We start from the raw sequence: 16157 nt of genomic DNA, 5'->3' as shown, positions 1-16157 counted from the left end.
TTGCCGTGATTTTCGAGTCAGCAGGTGATTTCAGCCGCTTCGAAAGCACTTTAGTGCGCAAGCAGCAACGGGACGCGGGCTGTGCGCAGCATGGCGCGGGTGACGCCGCCAAACATCAACTCACGCCAGCGACTATGGCCGAAGGCGCCCATCACCACCCAGTCGGCATGTAGCGAATCGATCGCTTCGCGCAGCGCAATCTCGATCGGGCGCTCCTTGCGCGGCCAGCTATGCAGTTGCGACTTGATGCCGTGGCGAGCGAGATATTCGGGCGCGCCCGTCGCAGGAAATACAGCCTTGCTCGCTTCCTCGACCGTGACGATGTCGACATTCTCGGCGAGACGCAGCAGCGGCACGGCGGCGCGCAGCGCGGCACAGGATTCGGCCGAGCCATCCCATGCAACCAGCGCGCGCGCGGTAATCGCGACCCGGCGCGCGGCTTGTGGCACTGCAAGAACAGGCGTGCGCCCGCCCAGCGCCAAGTCGGCGACGATCGGCAGCGGGTCCAGACTGTCGGTCCGGCGGCCTTCGGGCAGGGTCGCGACGATGAGGTCGGCAAGCCGCGCGGCGGAGAGCAACCCGCCGATGCTGTCGCCATCCACCTGCCGCCAGTCCCAGGCGATATCTTCCCGGTCGAGGCGGGATTCCACCCGGACACGGAATGCCTCGTCAATGGCGTGGAGTTCGGCCGCGATCGTGGGTGCGAAACCAGACCCGGCATAGACGTCGGCGGCGATCAGATCGGGCATTGGCGTCACCTGGACGCACTGGATATGGGCATTGCAGGCGCGGGCGATGTCGCAGGCCGCCTGGAGGCGGCTGTCAGCGCCGCGGTCGTCGTGGATATGCAGCAGAACCGACTTCATCGCGGATCTCCCGACTCAAAGCCATCGCTTCCCGATACGTCAGGCCTCGCTCCCCGAGGCGCGCCGTCAGGGATAATCCTTATAGCATTTTACGCGGACGAATCCGATCAAAAGCGGACTCAGCCAGCCTCCAGCGCCGCGCCGGCCTCCATCCAGACTTCCTCGGCGGCTTCCAGCTTCTTTTCCAGTTCGGCGCGCTTCACCATCAGCTGGCTGGTGGTCATCTTCGCCTCCACGCCGGTCGCGGTCTTCGGGTCGAACAGCGCCTGGTCGATGCGGCTGCGTTCGGTCGACAAGGCGGTCATCTCGCGCTCGGCCTTGTTGAGTGCGTTCTTGAGTATCTTCTGCTTTTCGCGCCATTCGGCCGCGGCCTTCTTGTCGGCCTTGCGATCGACCTTGGGCGCATCACCGCCGCCGCCATTACCGTCCGCCTTGCGCAGGATGATGTCGGTATAGTCATCGAGCGAGCCGTCGAACGGCTGGGCGGTGCCATTGTCGACCAGCACCAGACGGTCGGCGACCAGTTCGATCATGTGGCGGTCGTGCGAGACGATCACCACCGCGCCGCTATAGTCGTTGAGCGCCTGCACCAGCGCTTCGCGGCTGTCGACGTCGAGGTGGTTGGTCGGTTCGTCCAGGATCAGCAGATGCGGCGCGTCGCGGGTGATGAGGGCCAGCGCCAGACGGGCCCGCTCGCCACCCGACATGGAGCCGACCTTCTGCGTCGCGCGCTCGCCGGAAAAGCCGAAGCGGCCAAGCTGGGCACGCACCGCGCCGGGGGTCGCGCCCCTCATGACGCGGGTCATATGTTCCAGCGGCGTGTCGGTGATGTCCAGTTCCTCCACCTGATATTGGGTGAAGTAGCCGACATTCATCTTCGACGTGGCCTGCACCGTGCCTTCCATCGGCGCCAGCTGCGCGGCGATAAGGCGGGCCAGCGTCGTCTTGCCGTTGCCATTGCGGCCGAGCAGCGCCAGACGGTCGTCGGGATCGATGCGCAGGTTGACGCGGCGCAGGATCGGCGTGTCGGTATAGCCGACCGCCGCCATGTCCATGGTGATGAGCGGCGGACGCAGTTCGGCGGGACTGGGGAAGCCGAAATGCAGCGTCGGATCCTCGATCGCGGCGGCGATGGGCTGCATCCGGGCCAGCGCCTTGGCACGGGACTGGGCCTGTTTCGCGGTCGAGGCGCGGGCGCTGTTGCGGGCGACATAGTCCTGCAACTTCTCCCGCTCCGCCTGCTGCTTGGCGCGGGCGGATTCGAGCTGGGCGAGCCGTTCGGCGCGCTGCCGCTCGAACGCGTCATAGCCGCCGGGATAGAGCGTCACCTTCCCGCCTTCCAGATGGAGGATATAGTCGACCACATTGTTCAGAAGGTCGCGCTCATGACTGATGACGACGACGGTGCCGCGATAGGCCTTGAGGAAATTCTCCAGCCAGAGCGTGGCTTCGAGGTCGAGATGGTTCGACGGTTCGTCGAGCAGCAGCAGGTCCGGCTCGGAGAAGAGCAATGCGGCGAGCGCCACGCGCATCTTCCAGCCGCCCGAATAGCTGTCGAGCGGGCGGCCCTGCATTTCCTCGTCAAAGCCGAGGCCGACCAGGATGCGGGCGGCGCGAGCCGGGGCGGTATAGGCGTCGATCGTCGTCAGCCGCTCATAGATATGGCCGAGGCGGTCGGGGTCTTCGGTATGCTCCGCCTCCGCCATCAGTTCGGCGCGTTCCTTGTCGGCGGCGAGCACGGTGTCGAAAGGGGTCGCCGTGCCCGATGGCGCTTCCTGCGCGATATAGCCGAGACGGGTGTCGCGCGGCATGTCGCACGACCCCTCGTCCGGGTCGAGCTGGCCGATCATCACCTTCATCAGCGTGGACTTGCCCGCGCCGTTGCGGCCGATGAGGCCCACGCGGCTGCGCGGCGGCAGCGCGGCGCTCGCGCGGTCGAGGATGGTGCGGCCGCCCAGGCGCACGGTGATAGCGTTGAGGTTAAGCATGGGGGCGGCCTGTAGCAGAGGTGTAGCGGGTGGTGAAGACATGCGCGGCGCGTTTTGCAGGCGGGTGCGGCGTTGCGAAGTACATAGTGTCGCCGGCAACGCGAAACTGCGGCGGACGCACGGGTGGCATGGATTTCGCAATAGGAGAATTTCTGCGGAATGGCACGCGCCGGGAATGGATCGGCGCGGGATGCCAGGGGCGGACGGTGGGAAAGAGCCGGTCCGGTTATGGCATGAACAGGTGGCTGTAGGACAGAGGGCGGTGGCTGTCCTTCATCCCCAGGGGGCGACGCGCCGGCATCCAGTGTCGGCTGGTGTCGGCGCGCCGTCTGACCGGCAAAGGCGGACCATCCCGCAAGGGAGGATGGCCCGCCTTCGACCGGCTGTCAGTTAGAAGGACGCCTTCGCGCCGATGCGGAACGAACGACCCAGGATCGCGGACTCGCCAACCACGGGGTTGTAGAGATAGGCGCCATAGGTGGTCGCATCGATCGGCGGCTTGTTGTTGAAGACGTTCATGACGTTGGCATAGAGCTCAAACTGGTCGTTGACCTTGAGCGAGCCGGTCATGTCGACGCTGATGAACGACTTCACGCGGCAACCCTGATAGGCGTCGCCATTATAGTTGGTCGGCACCAGGCTACAATCGCCTGCCGTGCCGCCCTGGTCCTCCGCCGAATAGTCATAGCCATCGGTGTAGTAGGCCGTCGCGCTGATCGAACCCCGGCCGAAATCGACCGTATTCTGCCAGCTGCCACGCCATTGCTGCGTGCCCGACCCGGAGGTCAGGTTGAAGTTGCCCAGCGTGTCCACATAATGCTGGACCGTACCATCGGGGAACTCGGTGTTCAGCTTGATGACGTAGGTGGCATCGATCGACGTGGTGAAGGTGATGTTGTCGTTCAGGCGGAACTTGCCCATCGCGTTGAAGTCGATGCCCGACGTCTTGATCGTGTTGGCGTTGATGAAGCTGCCCTGCACGAACGCGATGCGGCGCTGCGCATCGGGATGGTTCTGGTCGACTTCGTCCTGCACGATGGTCACGCCGTCATAGCTGGTCTCGCCGGTCGCATAATAATTGCTGACGGCCTTCGAGAAATCCACCGAGGTGATCGCGCCCGTCTTCTTGATATTATAATAGTCGACGCCGAACGACAGGTTGCTGGTCGGCTGGAAGGTGGCGCCGAGGGTGATGTTGCGCGACTTTTCCGCCTTCAGGTCGGGATTGCCAACAGTCGTCTGACCGAGCGAATAGTTGGTCAGATAGGTGTTGTAGGATCCGTCTGCGTTAAGATGCTGGCTGGTGAAGCTATCCGGCAGCGCGCTCGCCGTCTGGGTCACATAGCCGGTGGTCGGCAGGGCACCCATTTCGGCAAAGCTGGGAACGCGGAAGCCCTTCGAGAAGGTGCCGCGGAACATCAACTCGCGGATCGGCTTGAACTTCGCGCCGAACTTCGGCGAGAAATTGTCCTGGCCGGTCGAATAATGGTCGTAGCGGCCAGCCGCCGTCAGTTCGAGCTGGTCGACGACCGGCGCGCTGACTTCGAAATAGCCGGATTCGACATCGCGATGCCCCTTGGCGCCGAAGGCGTTCAGGCGGAAATAGCGCTCGGTCGGGCCATTATAGTCGGGGTTCCCGCTGGGGTTATTCAGCGATTCGTAACGCGCCGCCACGCCCACGGCGATCTGGAGCGGGCCACCCGGCAGGTCGAACACTTCCTTCGAAATGCTGGCCTGGCCCTGATAGAGCTGGGTCTTGCTGTGGTTGATCTGGGTCGGGGTCAGATAGTCCAGCGTATCCTGCGAGGTCGCCGACGGGTTTATGAAATTATACGAACCGTCCGCGATCACGTCCAGCAGATGCTGGATGTAGACATAGCCCTTGGCCGTGGTCTTCAACTTGGAAACCATGGCGGTACCGTCGACCTGATAATGCCAGTCGTCGCCGAAGTCGCCCTTGATGCCGGCGGCGGCGCGGAAGACCTGGCTGACCGATTCATTATATTCGGTGCTGGTCGGCAGGCGGCCGATGATGGCGGCTTCCTGGCCCTGGGCTGCAAAGGGGTTGTTCGGGTTCAGCGTGCCGTTGGCGGCGTCGCAGGAGACAGTGCCACGGGCGCAGATATAGACCGGCAGGCGCAGCAGGGTGGATCCGGCCGAGGTCGAATAGGCCGAATAATCGATGCCGGCCGGCGCATTGGCGCGGACGGTCGAGGCAAGGCCGGTGTAGGAGGACTTGCTGTTCTCATAGTTCAGCTCGAGATAGGCTTCGCCGCTGTCGCCGACGATCTTGGTGAAGCGACCCGAAATACCCCAGCGCTGCTGTTCCGGCAGCACCTGGTTATAATCATGGGTGATGTCCTGCTGGCAGACGGTACGCGGCGCCGTGGGATTGTCCGCATATTCCTGATCGTTGAGCGTGTAGGGATTCAGGCTGCCACAGCCGGCCGCGCCGTTGAGCAGCTGATAACGCCCGGTGCCAAGGTTGGTCGACGGATCGAACGGACGAACCATGAAGACATTGGTCGCGGTCGACAGGCCGGTGAAGCCGATGCTGGGATCGACGCCATTGGCGATATTGTTCGGACCGCACACGCCGTCATGGCAGATGCCCGACTGGTCGTCGCTATTGTAGGGATAGCCCAGGTCGCGATTATAGACCGCCTTGCTCTTGAGATAATGCGCACTGATATAGGCGTTGAAGCCCTGTTCGGACAGATCGCCATAGCCGTAGGTGGCCGACAGGCGCTGGTTGGCGCCATAGCCCTTTTCGGCGACGCCCGCTTCGGCCTGAAGGTGCAGACCCTTCACTTCGCGCTTGGTGATGATGTTGACCACACCGGCGACCGCGTCGGCGCCATAGGTGGCGGATGCGCCATCCTTCACCACTTCGACGCGGTCGACGATGGCGTCGGGGATGGTGTTGAGGTCGACGAAGTTGCGCGTGCCGTCATCGGCCAGCGGATAGTAAGCGGCACGCAGGCCGTCGAACAGCACCAGCGTCGAGGAGGTGGTGAGGCCGCGCAGCGACACGGCCATGCACCGCCGGCGAAGGCGCCGTTCGCGGAGAAGCCGTTGGTGAGCGCCGGGCCGTTGTTGGCCGCCAGATTCTGGACGCCCTGCTGCACCGTCGTGATGCCACGCACGGCGAGGTCTTCGGCCGTCACGGTGGTGACGGGCGACACGCCCTGCTTGTCAATCTGACGCAGCAGCGATCCGGTAACGACGATCGTGTCTTCAGCCGGTTCAGCCGCCGCCTGTGGGGTTGCATCCTGCGCGAAGGCAGGCGCCTGGCTGATCATGGTCGCAAGAATTGCGGGCGCGACTCCACCTCGCAAGAACGCGATAAATCCAAAGTTCTTCAAAGTTTCCAGTCCCTTATCCGGATCGGCAGAATATATGCTGCCCAAAGCCAACTGCCACGCAGTGCTGCGTCCTCGTGCCGGTTACTCAGACATGATGCAAACCAGTTCGGCTTTAAGACTGGTCCTTTTTCGCAATGTGACGTAATATTGCCACATTGTACAAATGAGAAATGAACGAGAATTTTTCGGTCTATGCACCTGAATTTAAATGAATTTATATTGCTTTACGAGCGGAAAACAATTTTGAGACCTCTGTCCTAAAGGACATGACCCCGAATTTTTTCCAAAAGATGGGAACAAAAGGCACTCGAAATAAAATTCTATATATAAGTAATAAAATTACGTGATTTGGTCATGTTCGAGGCACCGAGTCGGACCAATATGGTCGGCATCATCAGCGCGCCCGTCGTCAACCCGACTCCTTCGCCGCTGCATAAAGTGTGAATTGCGCGTTCAGACCGCCCACGCTCGACTGGCCGACCCACAGGTCAAAGACGCCGGGTTCGGCGAGACGCTGGTTGCGGGCGCCGACGAACTCCAGATCGGTGCGGGAGATGGAGAAGCGGACGGTCTTGCTTTCGCCCGGCGACAGGGTGACGCGCTCCATGCGCTTGAGTTCGCGGATCGGACGGGTGCGGCTGGCGACCCTGTCCCGTGTGTAGAGTTGGACGACCTCGCTGCCCTTGCGCGACCCCTTGTTGGTGATGCGCGCGGTGACTTCGATCGCGGCGTCCCAACGCAACGCGGTGTCGGACAGTTTCAGCTGGTCGATCGCGAACTCGGTGTAGCTGAGGCCATGGCCGAAGGGGAAACGGGCGCTGTTGTCGGTGGTGGCGTAGCGCGCCTTATATTCGGTGCTGCCGCTGCCCAGCACCGGGCGGCCGGTCGACTTGCGGTCATAGTAGAAAGGCTCCTGCCCGCTTTCCCAGGGGAAGCTGACGGGCAGCTTGGCGGACGGGTCGACCTTCCCCAGCAGGATGTCGGCGATGGCGTGGCCGGCCTCGCTCCCCAGGAACCAGGTGGCGAGGATCGCGCCGGCATTGGCGACGCCGTCATGCAGGGCAAGCGCGCGGCCGTGGCGGAGCAGGACGGCAACGGGCTTGCCGGTGGCGACCACGGCGTCGGCCAGCGCCTGCTGCGCCTGCGGGATTTCGATGACGGTGCGGGACTGGGCCTCGCCCGACATGGCCTGCGATTCGCCGATGGCGAGCAGGGTGATGTCGGCGGCCTTGGCGGCTTCGACCGCCGCGGCGATGCCGCCGTCGATGGGTCCGCTGATGTCGCTGCCGCGTGTAACGGTCAGCTTCGAGGCGTCGGGGAGCGCGGCGCGCAGGCCGGTGGCGATGTCGACGCCCTTGTCGGGGTCGCCGTAAAAGGCCCAGGGGCCGTAGAGGTTGCGGACATCCTCCGCAAAGGGTCCGATGAGGGCGATGCTCTGGCCCTTGGCCGGGTCGATCGGCAGGACGCCTTCATTCTTGAGCAGCACCACCGATCGCGCGGCGGCTTCGCGGGCGAGCGCACGGTGGGAGGATGTGAAGATGCGGGTCTTTTCCGCTTCCTCGTTCAATGAGCGCCAGGGGTTGTCGAACAGGCCGATGGCGGCCTTCACATAGAGGATGCGGCGCACGGCGACGTCGATCGTGCCCATGGGGACCGCGCCGCTCTTCACCAGGTCGGGCAGGTAACGGATATAGAGGCCGCTCTGCATCGACATGTCGACCCCGGCCAGCACGGCGAGGCGTGCGGCGTCGCGCGCATCCTCGGCAAAGCCGTGGGCGACCAGTTCCTCGTCGGCGGTATAATCGGAAAAGACGAAGCCGCGGAACTGCATCTCGCCGCGCAATATGTCGGTGAGCAGTTCACTGTCGGCGGTAGCGGGGACGCCGTTGATCTCGTTAAAGGCGGCCATGGTGGTAAGGGCCCCCGCCGCGAACGCCTTGCCGAAGGGCGGGAGATGGGTTTCGCGCAGCGTTTCCTCGCTGATGTCGACATTGCCATATTCCAGGCCCGCGGCGACCGCGCCATAGGCGGCGAAATGCTTGGGGCAGGCGAGCAGGCTGTCGTCCCGGCGCAGGTCGCGGCCCTGGAAGCCGCGGATGCGGGCGGCGGAGAGCAGGCCGGTAAGGGTCACGTCCTCCCCCGCCCCTTCGACCACCCGGCCCCAGCGCTGGTCGCGGGCGACGTCGACCATGGGGGCGAAGGTCAGGTGCAGGCCGGCGGCGGTGGCCTCCACGGCCATCGCGCGGGCGGTGCGTTCGCACAAGGAAGGGTCGAAGCTGGACGCTTCGCCCAAGGGTACCGGGAAGATGGTCTTGAGGCCGTGGATCACGTCTCCGGCGAAGAGCAGCGGGATGCCGAGGCGGCTGTCCTTGACCGCGATCTCCTGCGCGCGGCGGGCGCCCGCGACGCCGATGCCGTTGAAGAGGCAACCGACCCGGCCCCGGCGCACTTCGTCGGTCAGGCGTTTCGCGTCCTGGATGCCGACCTGCGGGTTGGGCGGGTTGAAGGGGCGGAAGCTGTCGGCGAGGCAGGTCATCTGCCCGGCCTTTTCCTCGACCGTCATCTTCGCGATCAGGGCGTCGACGCGCTCGACATCGGTTTGGGCCAGGGCACGGGGCGAGACGCCAAGGGCGAAAGCGCCGCCCAGCGTGCGGATCATGAGGTCGCGACGGTCGATTATCATGCGGGGAAGGAAATAGCCTGCGAAGAATGAACGGAACTTGTCCGGTTAACATCCCGCTGGCGATTTCGCTCCGATGCGGCAAGGCGGCTGCGGTGCCTTGCCCCTGCCCCGCGATGATCAGGCCGAGAGGTCAGGCCTGCGCGAAGAGCTTGGTACCCGCGACGCCGATCACGATCATCGCCATGAAGCCGGCCTGCACCGGGTTCACCTTGTCCCCGAACAGGAAGATGCCGGCGATGATGACCCCCACCGCGCCAAGGCCGGTCCAGATCGCATAGGCGGTTCCGGCGGGCAGATCGCGCATCGCGAGCGCCAGCAGGCCCATGTTGAGGAAGCTCAAGGCGATCGGCACGGCGGATGCCTGCCAGTTGCCGAGCGTCGCGGCCCATTTGAGGCTCAAGGCCCAGCAGATTTCGGTAAAAACGGCAATGCCGAGGATCAGCCACGCCATGCGCGGTCTCCCTTTCGTCTCTCAACGGGCTCGAAAGGGAAGACAGGCCGGCCGGAAACCCGAAAGAGGCGGCATGTCGGGGAAAGGCTTGGTGGACGCACTAGGGCTCGAACCTAGGACCCGCTGATTAAGAGTCAGCTGCTCTACCAACTGAGCTATGCGTCCACACTGGCCTTCATTCCGGTCCTTGGCGGACCGTCTGCATCATGGCCTGATGCAGTGGTGGACAGGGCTGGATTCGAACCAGCGTACGGGAAACCCGGGCAGATTTACAGTCTGCTGCCTTTAACCACTCGGCCACCTGTCCAGTGCCCTACCCGGTGGAGAATTTGCGTTCCCCGCCGCGCTGGAGGCGGCCTAATGGCGAATGGAGACTTGCCTGTCAATGGCCTGATGTGAAAAGAGCGAAATCATGAAAAAGCCTAATCGCTCCACCAAGCCCAAGAGCGCCTTCCCGCGCTTCTACGGGCGCCATGCCGTCATCGCGGCGCTCGCCAACCCGAACCGCATCGTGCGCAAGATCTGGGGCACGCGCGAAGCGCTGGGCCAGCTCGACCTGCCGCCTGTGCTGCCGATCGTCTATTCCGACGTTGCCGACATGGGCCGCATGGTCCCGTCAGACGCCCCGCATCAGGGCATCGTCGCCGAAGTCGAGCCGCTGGACGATGTCTGGCTGGGTGAGGTGCTGGAGGAAGGGCAGGACGACAGGCGCCCGATCCTGGTGCTGGACCAGGTGACGGACCCGCATAATGTGGGCGCGATCCTGCGGTCGGCCGCCGCGTTCGATGCGCTGTGCATCGTGACGCAGGACCGGCATGCGCCGCCTGAATCGGGGGTGCTGGCGCGCGCGGCGTCCGGGGCGCTGGAAAACGTGCCATGGGTGCGCGTGGTCAATCTGGCCCGTGCCTTGGAAGAAATCGCCGAGGCCGGTTACTGGCGCATCGGGCTGGATGGCGACGCAGACACGACCATCGGCCAGGCGATCGGCGAATCGCGCGTCGCGCTGGTGCTGGGCGCCGAGGGCGAAGGGCTGCGCCACAATACGATCGCCCATTGCGACATCATCGCCAAGCTGCCGATCAGCCCGCGCATGGAAAGCCTGAACGTGTCCAATGCGGCCGCCATCGCGCTCTACGCGGCGACGAATCGCTAAACAAAACAAGGGGGAGCATCGATGAGCCGTCTATATCGGATCGCGGGCGCGCTCGCCGGCCTGCTCTCCCTGTCGGCCTGCCTGGTCACGCCGGGCAAGTTCGAATCCACCCTCGACATCCGCGCCGACCGCAGCTTCGCCTTCGCCTACAAGGGCGAGATCCTGGCGTCGGACATGGGCAAGGATGCCATCATGGGCGGTTCGACCTCGACCGACGGCGATGCGCAGGAGGACGAGGCGGAAAATACGCCGACGCTGATGCAGATCGCGCAACAGCAGAAGGAAGAGGATTTCAGCGACGCGGCGAAAGAGGGAACGGGCAAAAGCGACGAGGCGCAGATGCAGGCGATCGCCACCGCCCTGTCGAAGGAAAAGGGCTTCCGGTCGGCCCGCTATGTCGGCAACCACAAGTTCGAGATCGATTATGCGATCAACGGCACGCTGACCCACGCCTTCCTCTTCCCCTTCAACATCGACGCGCAGATCGTGCTGCCCTTCGTCGCGGTGGAGATGCGCGGGGACGATCGGGTGCGGGTGAAGGCGCCGGGCTTTGCCAACGGTTTCGACAAGAGCCAGGGACCGGCCGGCATGGGCAGCAGCGGAGACGACGCGACCAAGGCGCTGAACGGCACCTTCACGCTCACCACCGATGCGGAGATCGTCAGCCAGAATCAGGAAGAGGGCGCGCAGACCGTGCCCGAAGGCAAGCGGATCGTCTGGACGGTCACGCCGCTGACCAGCGACGCGCCCATGGCGACGTTGCGGGTCAGGAATTAGCCAGTAGAGAGGTGAACGATTAGATTGAATCGTTCACCTCTCTATTTGTCTTTTGATTACCGCATTCTGCGAGCCGTCGGCTGTTTCAGCCGACTTCAGAATGCTCTGGAGCCGTTCGTTTCGAGTGTGGTCGAGAAACGTCAAGCACAGCGCTGGCCGCTTCTCGACCCTTCGACAGGCTCAGGACAGGCTTCGCCCGAAGCGAACGGATGCAGAACCAGCCGCTCAGTCTTCCGGTGCGATCGTGACGCGCAGGCCGTCGAGCGCGTCGCTCATCACGACCTGACAGGACAGGCGGCTGGTGTCGTTGCGATGGTCCGAACTGTCGAGCAGGTCATTCTCGTCCTCGCTCATCGCGGGCAGCGAGTCGGCGAAGACGGGATCGACATAGACATGGCAGGTCGCGCAGGAGCAGCAGCCGCCGCACAGGGCGAGCAGTTCGTCAAAGCCGTTGTCGCGAATGACTTCCATCACCGACAGGCCATTGTCGCCATCGACAGCCTGTTCCTCGCCCGAACGGTTGACCACGATCAGTTTCGGCATCTATCCAATCCCCTAGAATTTTCTCCGCCGCTCTGACGAAGAGGAGCGGCGAAATCAAGGGCTGCTGCGCGATCCCATGGTGATGACTGCCGAACAATTGCGCGAAAGCCTCGATGCGATCGCGATTCTGGAGCCGGGTTTCGTGGCGGCGATCGGTCGCGTCGGCTATCCGCAACCGCGCGTGCGGGAGCCGGGATACGAGACGTTGCTGCGCACCATCGTCGGCCAGCAGGTGAGCGTCGCCGCAGCCGCGGCGGTGTGGCGCAAGCTGGAGGCCGAACTGGGCATGGGCTGCACGCCCGATGCGCTGCTGGCGCGCGATTTCGACACATTACGGGCTTGCGGACTGTCGCGGCAGAAGCAGGGCTATGCCCGCAGCCTGGCCGAACTGATCCTGTCGGGCGCCCTCGACCTGCGCGCGCTGCCGGAGGATGACGAGGACGCGATCGCGCAACTGGTGCAGATCAAGGGGATCGGTCGCTGGTCGGCGGAAATCTACCTGCTTTTCGCCGAGGGCCGCCCCGATATCTGGCCCGCCGGCGACCTGGCTGTGCAGATCGAGATCGGTCGCATCCTGGGCCTGCCCGAACGGCCGAGCGAAAAACTGACCCGCGAGGTCGCCGAAGCCTGGCGCCCGCATCGCGGCGCCGCCGCGATCATGGCCTGGCACCATTATAACACCGAGGTTCTCTGACAATGGCACTCCCCCACGCCCGTTACATCGTCCTCGATCATGAGGGCGCATGGAAGATCAATCTGGACAATAAATATTACGGCCCCTTCCCGACCCAGGCCGATGCGGTGGCGACCGCCACAAGCGGCGCGCAGAAGGCGGCCGGCGCGGGCTATCCCGCCTCGGTCCTGTTGATGAAGGGAACCAGTTTCGAGACGTTATGGACCAACGTCCCGGACTGACCCGACCGACATGACAGGGTCTGTCATTTTTTTCGCCGTCGCGGGAACCTGAAGGTCGAAACGGATTTTACTTTCTCCAAGTTCCACAGGCTGAGAGCATGGATAAGAAGGTACTGATCGTAGAAGACGAAATTTTCGTCGCGCTGGAAATCGAGCAGATTGTCGAGGATGCCGGCTTCACTGTCGGCGCGATCGCCGCTGACCGGTGTGCTGCGCTGGAATCGGCGGATTCCTGTGACATCGCGCTGGTCGATCTCAACCTGCGCGATGGGCCGACCGGCCCTCAGATCGGCATCGAACTGGCTCGCCGCTATGGTATCCGGGTCATCTACGTCACCGCCAACCCTTCGCAGATCGGCGAGGCATCGGTAGCGGCATTGGGCGTCATCACCAAGCCCTTCCGCGCGCAGAGCATCTCTGCCGCGCTGCAACTGGCAGCCGAGGACGAGCCGGATCTGGAAGAAACGGAGATTGCGGGCTTCACGCCCTTCCGTCAGCACGGCTCATGGAACGTGATGGAATCCAGAGGCTGATCTCCAGTCCGGCCGGACGCCAGGTCCGCGCCAGCCGCCCGCCCAATTGTCGTTCGACGCTGAGCGTCATCAGCCGGCTGCCGAAGCCTTCCGCACCGGCGGGCGTCACGACAGGACCGCCTTCTTCGCGCCAGTCGATACGGACATCCTCACCCTCTACCGACACATGCAGATGCACCCTGCCGTCCGCGACGGACAAGGCGCCATATTTTGCGGCGTTGGTCGCCAGTTCGTGGAACAGGAGCGCGAGCGGCGTGGCCGAACGGTCGTCGATGCGGGGATCATCCCCGGACAGCAGGATGCGGGTCGCCTGCCCGGTGCGATAAGGCGCGAAAATCTGGTCCAATATGCCCCAGAAATGGCCCTGCCCCTGCCCAATCTGCGGCGCCGATTCAGCGCTGTGCGGACGAACGAAGTCATGGGCGCGGCCGAGCGCCAGGATGCGGTCGCGCAGATCCTCCGCCACGTCGCCGATCGCCGGATGCTGACGCGCCGACAGGCCGATGAGGCCGGCGATCACGGAGAAGATATTCTTGATCCGGTGCGACAGTTCATGCGCGATCATCTCGCGCTCTTCCATCATCAGCCGCTGTTCGTGAATGTCGGTGCAGGTGCCGATCCAGCGCGCGACATTGCCGTCAGCGTCATAGATCGGCAGGGCACGCCCCAGCGTCCAGCGATAGTCGCCGCTATGGTGACGCAACCGATATTCGATCTCATAGGGGTCGCCCGTCGCCAGGCTGTGGCGCCAGCGTTCCCATGCGATGGGCTGATCATCGACATGGAACATGCCGTTCCACCCCTCACCATCGGTCGATCCGACCGGCACGCCGGTATATTCGTACCAGCGGGCGTTGTAATAATCATGATAGCCGTCGGGCAGCGTCGACCACACCATCTGCGGCATGGTGTCTGCCAGCGTGCGAAACATGCGGTCGCTGTCCGCCACGGCGGTAGCATCCAGCCGCTGCTGGATGATCGTGTCGCGGTCGCGGCGGCGTCCTTCCAGTTCCACCATCACCTGTCGTGCCAGCAGGGTCAGGCCCTGTCGTTGCAGCGCCGTCAGGTCGTCGCGCGAAACCGTATCGATGACGCAGAGCGCACCCAGCGGCGCGCCATCGGCATCGACAAGCGGCGCGCCGGCGTAGAAGCGGATATGCGGCGGCCCTGTGACCAGCCCATTGTCGATGAAGCGGGGATCGCGCGTCGCGTCCGGCACGACGAAGATATGTTCGCCCAGCATGGCAAGAGCACAGAAGGAGACGTCGCGGGGCGTTTCCTCCGCGTCAATGCCAATGCGGGCGAGAAAGCGCTGGCGCACATCCTCCACGATGCTGACCAGCGCGATCGGCGCGCCGCACAGTTCGGCAGCGAAGGCGGTGATGTCGTCGAGTGTGCGGAAGCCCCCGGCGTCCAGATCATAGAGCGCAAGCAGCGCCGCCCGATCCGTCGCCAGCCCCCGTCCGTCAGCCATCGCTGACGCGTTCGATGTCCGCGCCGACGGCAGAAAGCTTTTCCTCCAGCCGCTCATAGCCGCGATCGAGATGGTAGACGCGGTTGACCTGCGTCTCGCCGTCCGCCGCCAGGCCTGCGAGGATGAGGCTCATCGAGGCGCGCAGGTCGGTCGCCATTACCGGCGCGCCGACCAGCCCCGACACGCCGCGCACGACCGCCGTGCGGCCGTTGACGGCGATGTCCGCACCCATGCGCGCCAGTTCGGGCACATGCATGTAGCGATTTTCGAAGATCGTCTCGGTCAGCACCGATGCGCCGTCGGCCAGCGTCAGCATCGCCATGAACTGCGCCTGCATGTCGGTCGGGAAGGCCGGGAAGGGCGCTGTCGAGATGGTGAGCGGCTTGAGCTTGCCGTCGGAAGAGACGCGGATGCCGTCCTTGTGTATGTCCACCTGCACGCCCGCGTCCCGCAGCGCGGCGAGGATGGCGTGCATGTCGTCGGCATCGGCGCCGATCAGGTCGAGCGAGCCGCCGGTGATCGCCGCGGCGCAGGCATAGCTGCCCGCCTCGATCCGGTCGGGCATGACGCTGTAGGTCGCGCCATGCAGGCGATCGCGGCCGTGGATCACCAGCTTGTCGCTGCCGATACCCTCGATCTCCGCGCCCATGGCGACGAGCAGGTTGCAGAGATCGACGATTTCCGGTTCGCGCGCGGCGTTTTCGAGCGTGCAGGTGCCCTTGGCGAGCACTGCGGCCATCAGCGCATTTTCCGTCGCGCCGACCGACACGACCGGGAAGGTGTAGATGCCGCCGGGCAGGCCGCCGTCGGGCGCGCTGGCGCGGACATAGCCGGCGGTCAGTTCGATCTTCGCGCCGAAGGCTTCGAGCGCTTTCAGATGCAGGTCGATCGGGCGGTTGCCGATGGCGCAGCCGCCGGGCAGCGACACCCGCGCTTCGCCCGCGCGGGCGAGCAGCGGCCCGAGCACCAGAATCGACGCGCGCATCTTGCGCACGATGTCATAAGGCGCCTCGGTCGAGGTGACGCGGCCGGCGCGCATGGTCATGACGCGGCCGAAATCCTCCGGCCGGGCGCCCTCGATCATGGTCGATACGCCGAGCTGGTTCAGAAGGTGGCCGAAACTGTCGACGTCAGCCAGGCGCGGCAGATTGCGCAGCGTCACCGGCTCATCGGTCAGCAAGGCGCAGGGCAGCAGCGTCAAAGCCGCATTCTTGGCGCCGGAAATGGGAAGGCGGCCGCTCAGTGCTTTGCCGCCGCGAATATCAATGCGGTCCATCGCTCAGGGTTAATAGCGGCAAACGCGCGCCGCGCAAGGCGGCTGAGCGGACGGGACCGCACTCCTGCAACGGACCAACGAAACATTATTGCAATGGGTCACAGGAGATTGATCGAGTTTAGTGCATATCCTG

14 protein-coding genes and 2 tRNA genes are annotated in these 16157 nt (G+C 64.3%); 5 read left to right on the top strand and 11 right to left on the bottom strand.

Going from position 1 to position 16157, the window contains the following annotated elements; genetic code table 11:
• Positions 1 to 50 precede the first annotated feature (50 nt).
• From VMR39_RS29670 to VMR39_RS29635, 8 genes are all read right to left on the bottom strand, one after another.
• A complete protein-coding gene (locus tag VMR39_RS29670; protein WP_325422013.1) occupies positions 51 to 866 on the bottom strand; it encodes a universal stress protein in 816 nt (271 codons plus the stop codon).
• Positions 867 to 985: 119 nt separating this feature from the next.
• Complete coding sequence (locus VMR39_RS29665; RefSeq protein ID WP_325422011.1) at positions 986 to 2854, bottom strand: ABC-F family ATP-binding cassette domain-containing protein; 1869 nt, start codon at positions 2852 to 2854, stop codon at positions 986 to 988.
• Between the two features lie 390 nt (positions 2855 to 3244).
• On the bottom strand, positions 3245 to 5851 hold the full coding sequence (locus VMR39_RS29660; protein WP_325422042.1) for a TonB-dependent receptor domain-containing protein: 2607 nt from the start codon (positions 5849 to 5851) through the stop codon (positions 3245 to 3247).
• Positions 5737 to 6156 carry a hypothetical protein gene (locus tag VMR39_RS29655; RefSeq protein WP_325422009.1) on the bottom strand — a complete coding sequence of 140 codons (420 nt, stop codon included), beginning with the start codon at positions 6154 to 6156 and terminating at the stop codon, positions 5737 to 5739. Before VMR39_RS29655 ends, VMR39_RS29660 begins: the two co-directional genes overlap by 115 nt.
• Before the next feature lie 472 nt (positions 6157 to 6628).
• A complete protein-coding gene (locus VMR39_RS29650) occupies positions 6629 to 8902 on the bottom strand; it encodes a glycoside hydrolase family 3 N-terminal domain-containing protein (RefSeq protein ID WP_325422007.1) in 2274 nt (757 codons plus the stop codon).
• Between the two features lie 130 nt (positions 8903 to 9032).
• Positions 9033 to 9353 carry a multidrug efflux SMR transporter gene (locus tag VMR39_RS29645; protein ID WP_325422005.1) on the bottom strand — a complete coding sequence of 107 codons (321 nt, stop codon included), beginning with the start codon at positions 9351 to 9353 and terminating at the stop codon, positions 9033 to 9035.
• A gap of 89 nt (positions 9354 to 9442) precedes the next feature.
• Positions 9443 to 9518: transfer RNA gene (locus VMR39_RS29640), tRNA-Lys, on the bottom strand.
• Between the two features lie 55 nt (positions 9519 to 9573).
• Positions 9574 to 9660: transfer RNA gene (locus tag VMR39_RS29635), tRNA-Tyr, on the bottom strand.
• Positions 9661 to 9765: 105 nt separating this feature from the next.
• Between VMR39_RS29635 and rlmB the strand changes: the two genes are divergently transcribed.
• Positions 9766 to 10506: a 23S rRNA (guanosine(2251)-2'-O)-methyltransferase RlmB gene (gene rlmB, locus VMR39_RS29630; protein WP_325422003.1), complete on the top strand. Its 741-nt coding sequence runs from the start codon at positions 9766 to 9768 to the stop codon at positions 10504 to 10506.
• Between the two features lie 21 nt (positions 10507 to 10527).
• On the top strand, positions 10528 to 11283 hold the full coding sequence (locus VMR39_RS29625; protein ID WP_325422001.1) for a hypothetical protein: 756 nt from the start codon (positions 10528 to 10530) through the stop codon (positions 11281 to 11283).
• A gap of 225 nt (positions 11284 to 11508) precedes the next feature.
• Here VMR39_RS29625 and VMR39_RS29620 read toward each other — a convergent pair whose 3' ends face one another.
• Positions 11509 to 11826 carry a 2Fe-2S iron-sulfur cluster-binding protein gene (locus tag VMR39_RS29620; RefSeq protein WP_325421999.1) on the bottom strand — a complete coding sequence of 106 codons (318 nt, stop codon included), beginning with the start codon at positions 11824 to 11826 and terminating at the stop codon, positions 11509 to 11511.
• A gap of 76 nt (positions 11827 to 11902) precedes the next feature.
• Between VMR39_RS29620 and VMR39_RS29615 the strand changes: the two genes are divergently transcribed.
• The 3 genes from VMR39_RS29615 to VMR39_RS29605 all read left to right on the top strand — a co-directional run bounded on the left by VMR39_RS29615 (position 11903) and on the right by VMR39_RS29605 (position 13274).
• A complete protein-coding gene (locus VMR39_RS29615; RefSeq protein WP_325421997.1) occupies positions 11903 to 12520 on the top strand; it encodes a DNA-3-methyladenine glycosylase 2 family protein in 618 nt (205 codons plus the stop codon).
• Positions 12521 to 12522: 2 nt separating this feature from the next.
• Positions 12523 to 12741 carry a DUF2188 domain-containing protein gene (locus tag VMR39_RS29610; protein WP_325421996.1) on the top strand — a complete coding sequence of 73 codons (219 nt, stop codon included), beginning with the start codon at positions 12523 to 12525 and terminating at the stop codon, positions 12739 to 12741.
• 98 nt (positions 12742 to 12839) lie between these two features.
• Positions 12840 to 13274 carry a response regulator gene (locus VMR39_RS29605; protein WP_325421994.1) on the top strand — a complete coding sequence of 145 codons (435 nt, stop codon included), beginning with the start codon at positions 12840 to 12842 and terminating at the stop codon, positions 13272 to 13274.
• On the opposite strand, the gene VMR39_RS29600 is transcribed toward VMR39_RS29605, so the two are convergent.
• Positions 13222 to 14748: a PAS domain-containing protein gene (locus VMR39_RS29600; RefSeq protein WP_325421993.1), complete on the bottom strand. Its 1527-nt coding sequence runs from the start codon at positions 14746 to 14748 to the stop codon at positions 13222 to 13224. The two genes, VMR39_RS29605 and VMR39_RS29600, sit on opposite strands and share 53 nt — an antisense overlap.
• A complete protein-coding gene (murA, locus tag VMR39_RS29595; RefSeq protein ID WP_325421991.1) occupies positions 14741 to 16024 on the bottom strand; it encodes a UDP-N-acetylglucosamine 1-carboxyvinyltransferase in 1284 nt (427 codons plus the stop codon). Before murA ends, VMR39_RS29600 begins: the two co-directional genes overlap by 8 nt.
• Positions 16025 to 16157: the final 133 nt, after the last annotated feature.

This window comes from Sphingobium sp. (assembly GCF_035511395.1).
Lineage (GTDB): Bacteria > Pseudomonadota > Alphaproteobacteria > Sphingomonadales > Sphingomonadaceae > Sphingobium.
Note: the sequence above shows the minus strand (reverse complement) of the source record. Positions and strands in the feature narration are given on the sequence as shown.

Coding starts and splice junctions, on each gene's coding strand:
- VMR39_RS29605 (WP_325421994.1), top strand. CDS start 12,840: ATGGATAAGAAGGTACTGATCGTAGAAGACGAAATTTTCGTCGCGCTG.
- VMR39_RS29665 (WP_325422011.1), bottom strand. CDS start 2,854: ATGCTTAACCTCAACGCTATCACCGTGCGCCTGGGCGGCCGCACCATC.
- VMR39_RS29625 (WP_325422001.1), top strand. CDS start 10,528: ATGAGCCGTCTATATCGGATCGCGGGCGCGCTCGCCGGCCTGCTCTCC.
- VMR39_RS29655 (WP_325422009.1), bottom strand. CDS start 6,156: ATGATCAGCCAGGCGCCTGCCTTCGCGCAGGATGCAACCCCACAGGCG.
- VMR39_RS29600 (WP_325421993.1), bottom strand. CDS start 14,748: ATGGCTGACGGACGGGGGCTGGCGACGGATCGGGCGGCGCTGCTTGCG.
- murA (WP_325421991.1), bottom strand. CDS start 16,024: ATGGACCGCATTGATATTCGCGGCGGCAAAGCACTGAGCGGCCGCCTT.
- VMR39_RS29645 (WP_325422005.1), bottom strand. CDS start 9,353: ATGGCGTGGCTGATCCTCGGCATTGCCGTTTTTACCGAAATCTGCTGG.
- VMR39_RS29610 (WP_325421996.1), top strand. CDS start 12,523: ATGGCACTCCCCCACGCCCGTTACATCGTCCTCGATCATGAGGGCGCA.
- VMR39_RS29670 (WP_325422013.1), bottom strand. CDS start 866: ATGAAGTCGGTTCTGCTGCATATCCACGACGACCGCGGCGCTGACAGC.
- rlmB (WP_325422003.1), top strand. CDS start 9,766: ATGAAAAAGCCTAATCGCTCCACCAAGCCCAAGAGCGCCTTCCCGCGC.
- VMR39_RS29615 (WP_325421997.1), top strand. CDS start 11,903: ATGGTGATGACTGCCGAACAATTGCGCGAAAGCCTCGATGCGATCGCG.
- VMR39_RS29650 (WP_325422007.1), bottom strand. CDS start 8,902: ATGATAATCGACCGTCGCGACCTCATGATCCGCACGCTGGGCGGCGCT.
- VMR39_RS29620 (WP_325421999.1), bottom strand. CDS start 11,826: ATGCCGAAACTGATCGTGGTCAACCGTTCGGGCGAGGAACAGGCTGTC.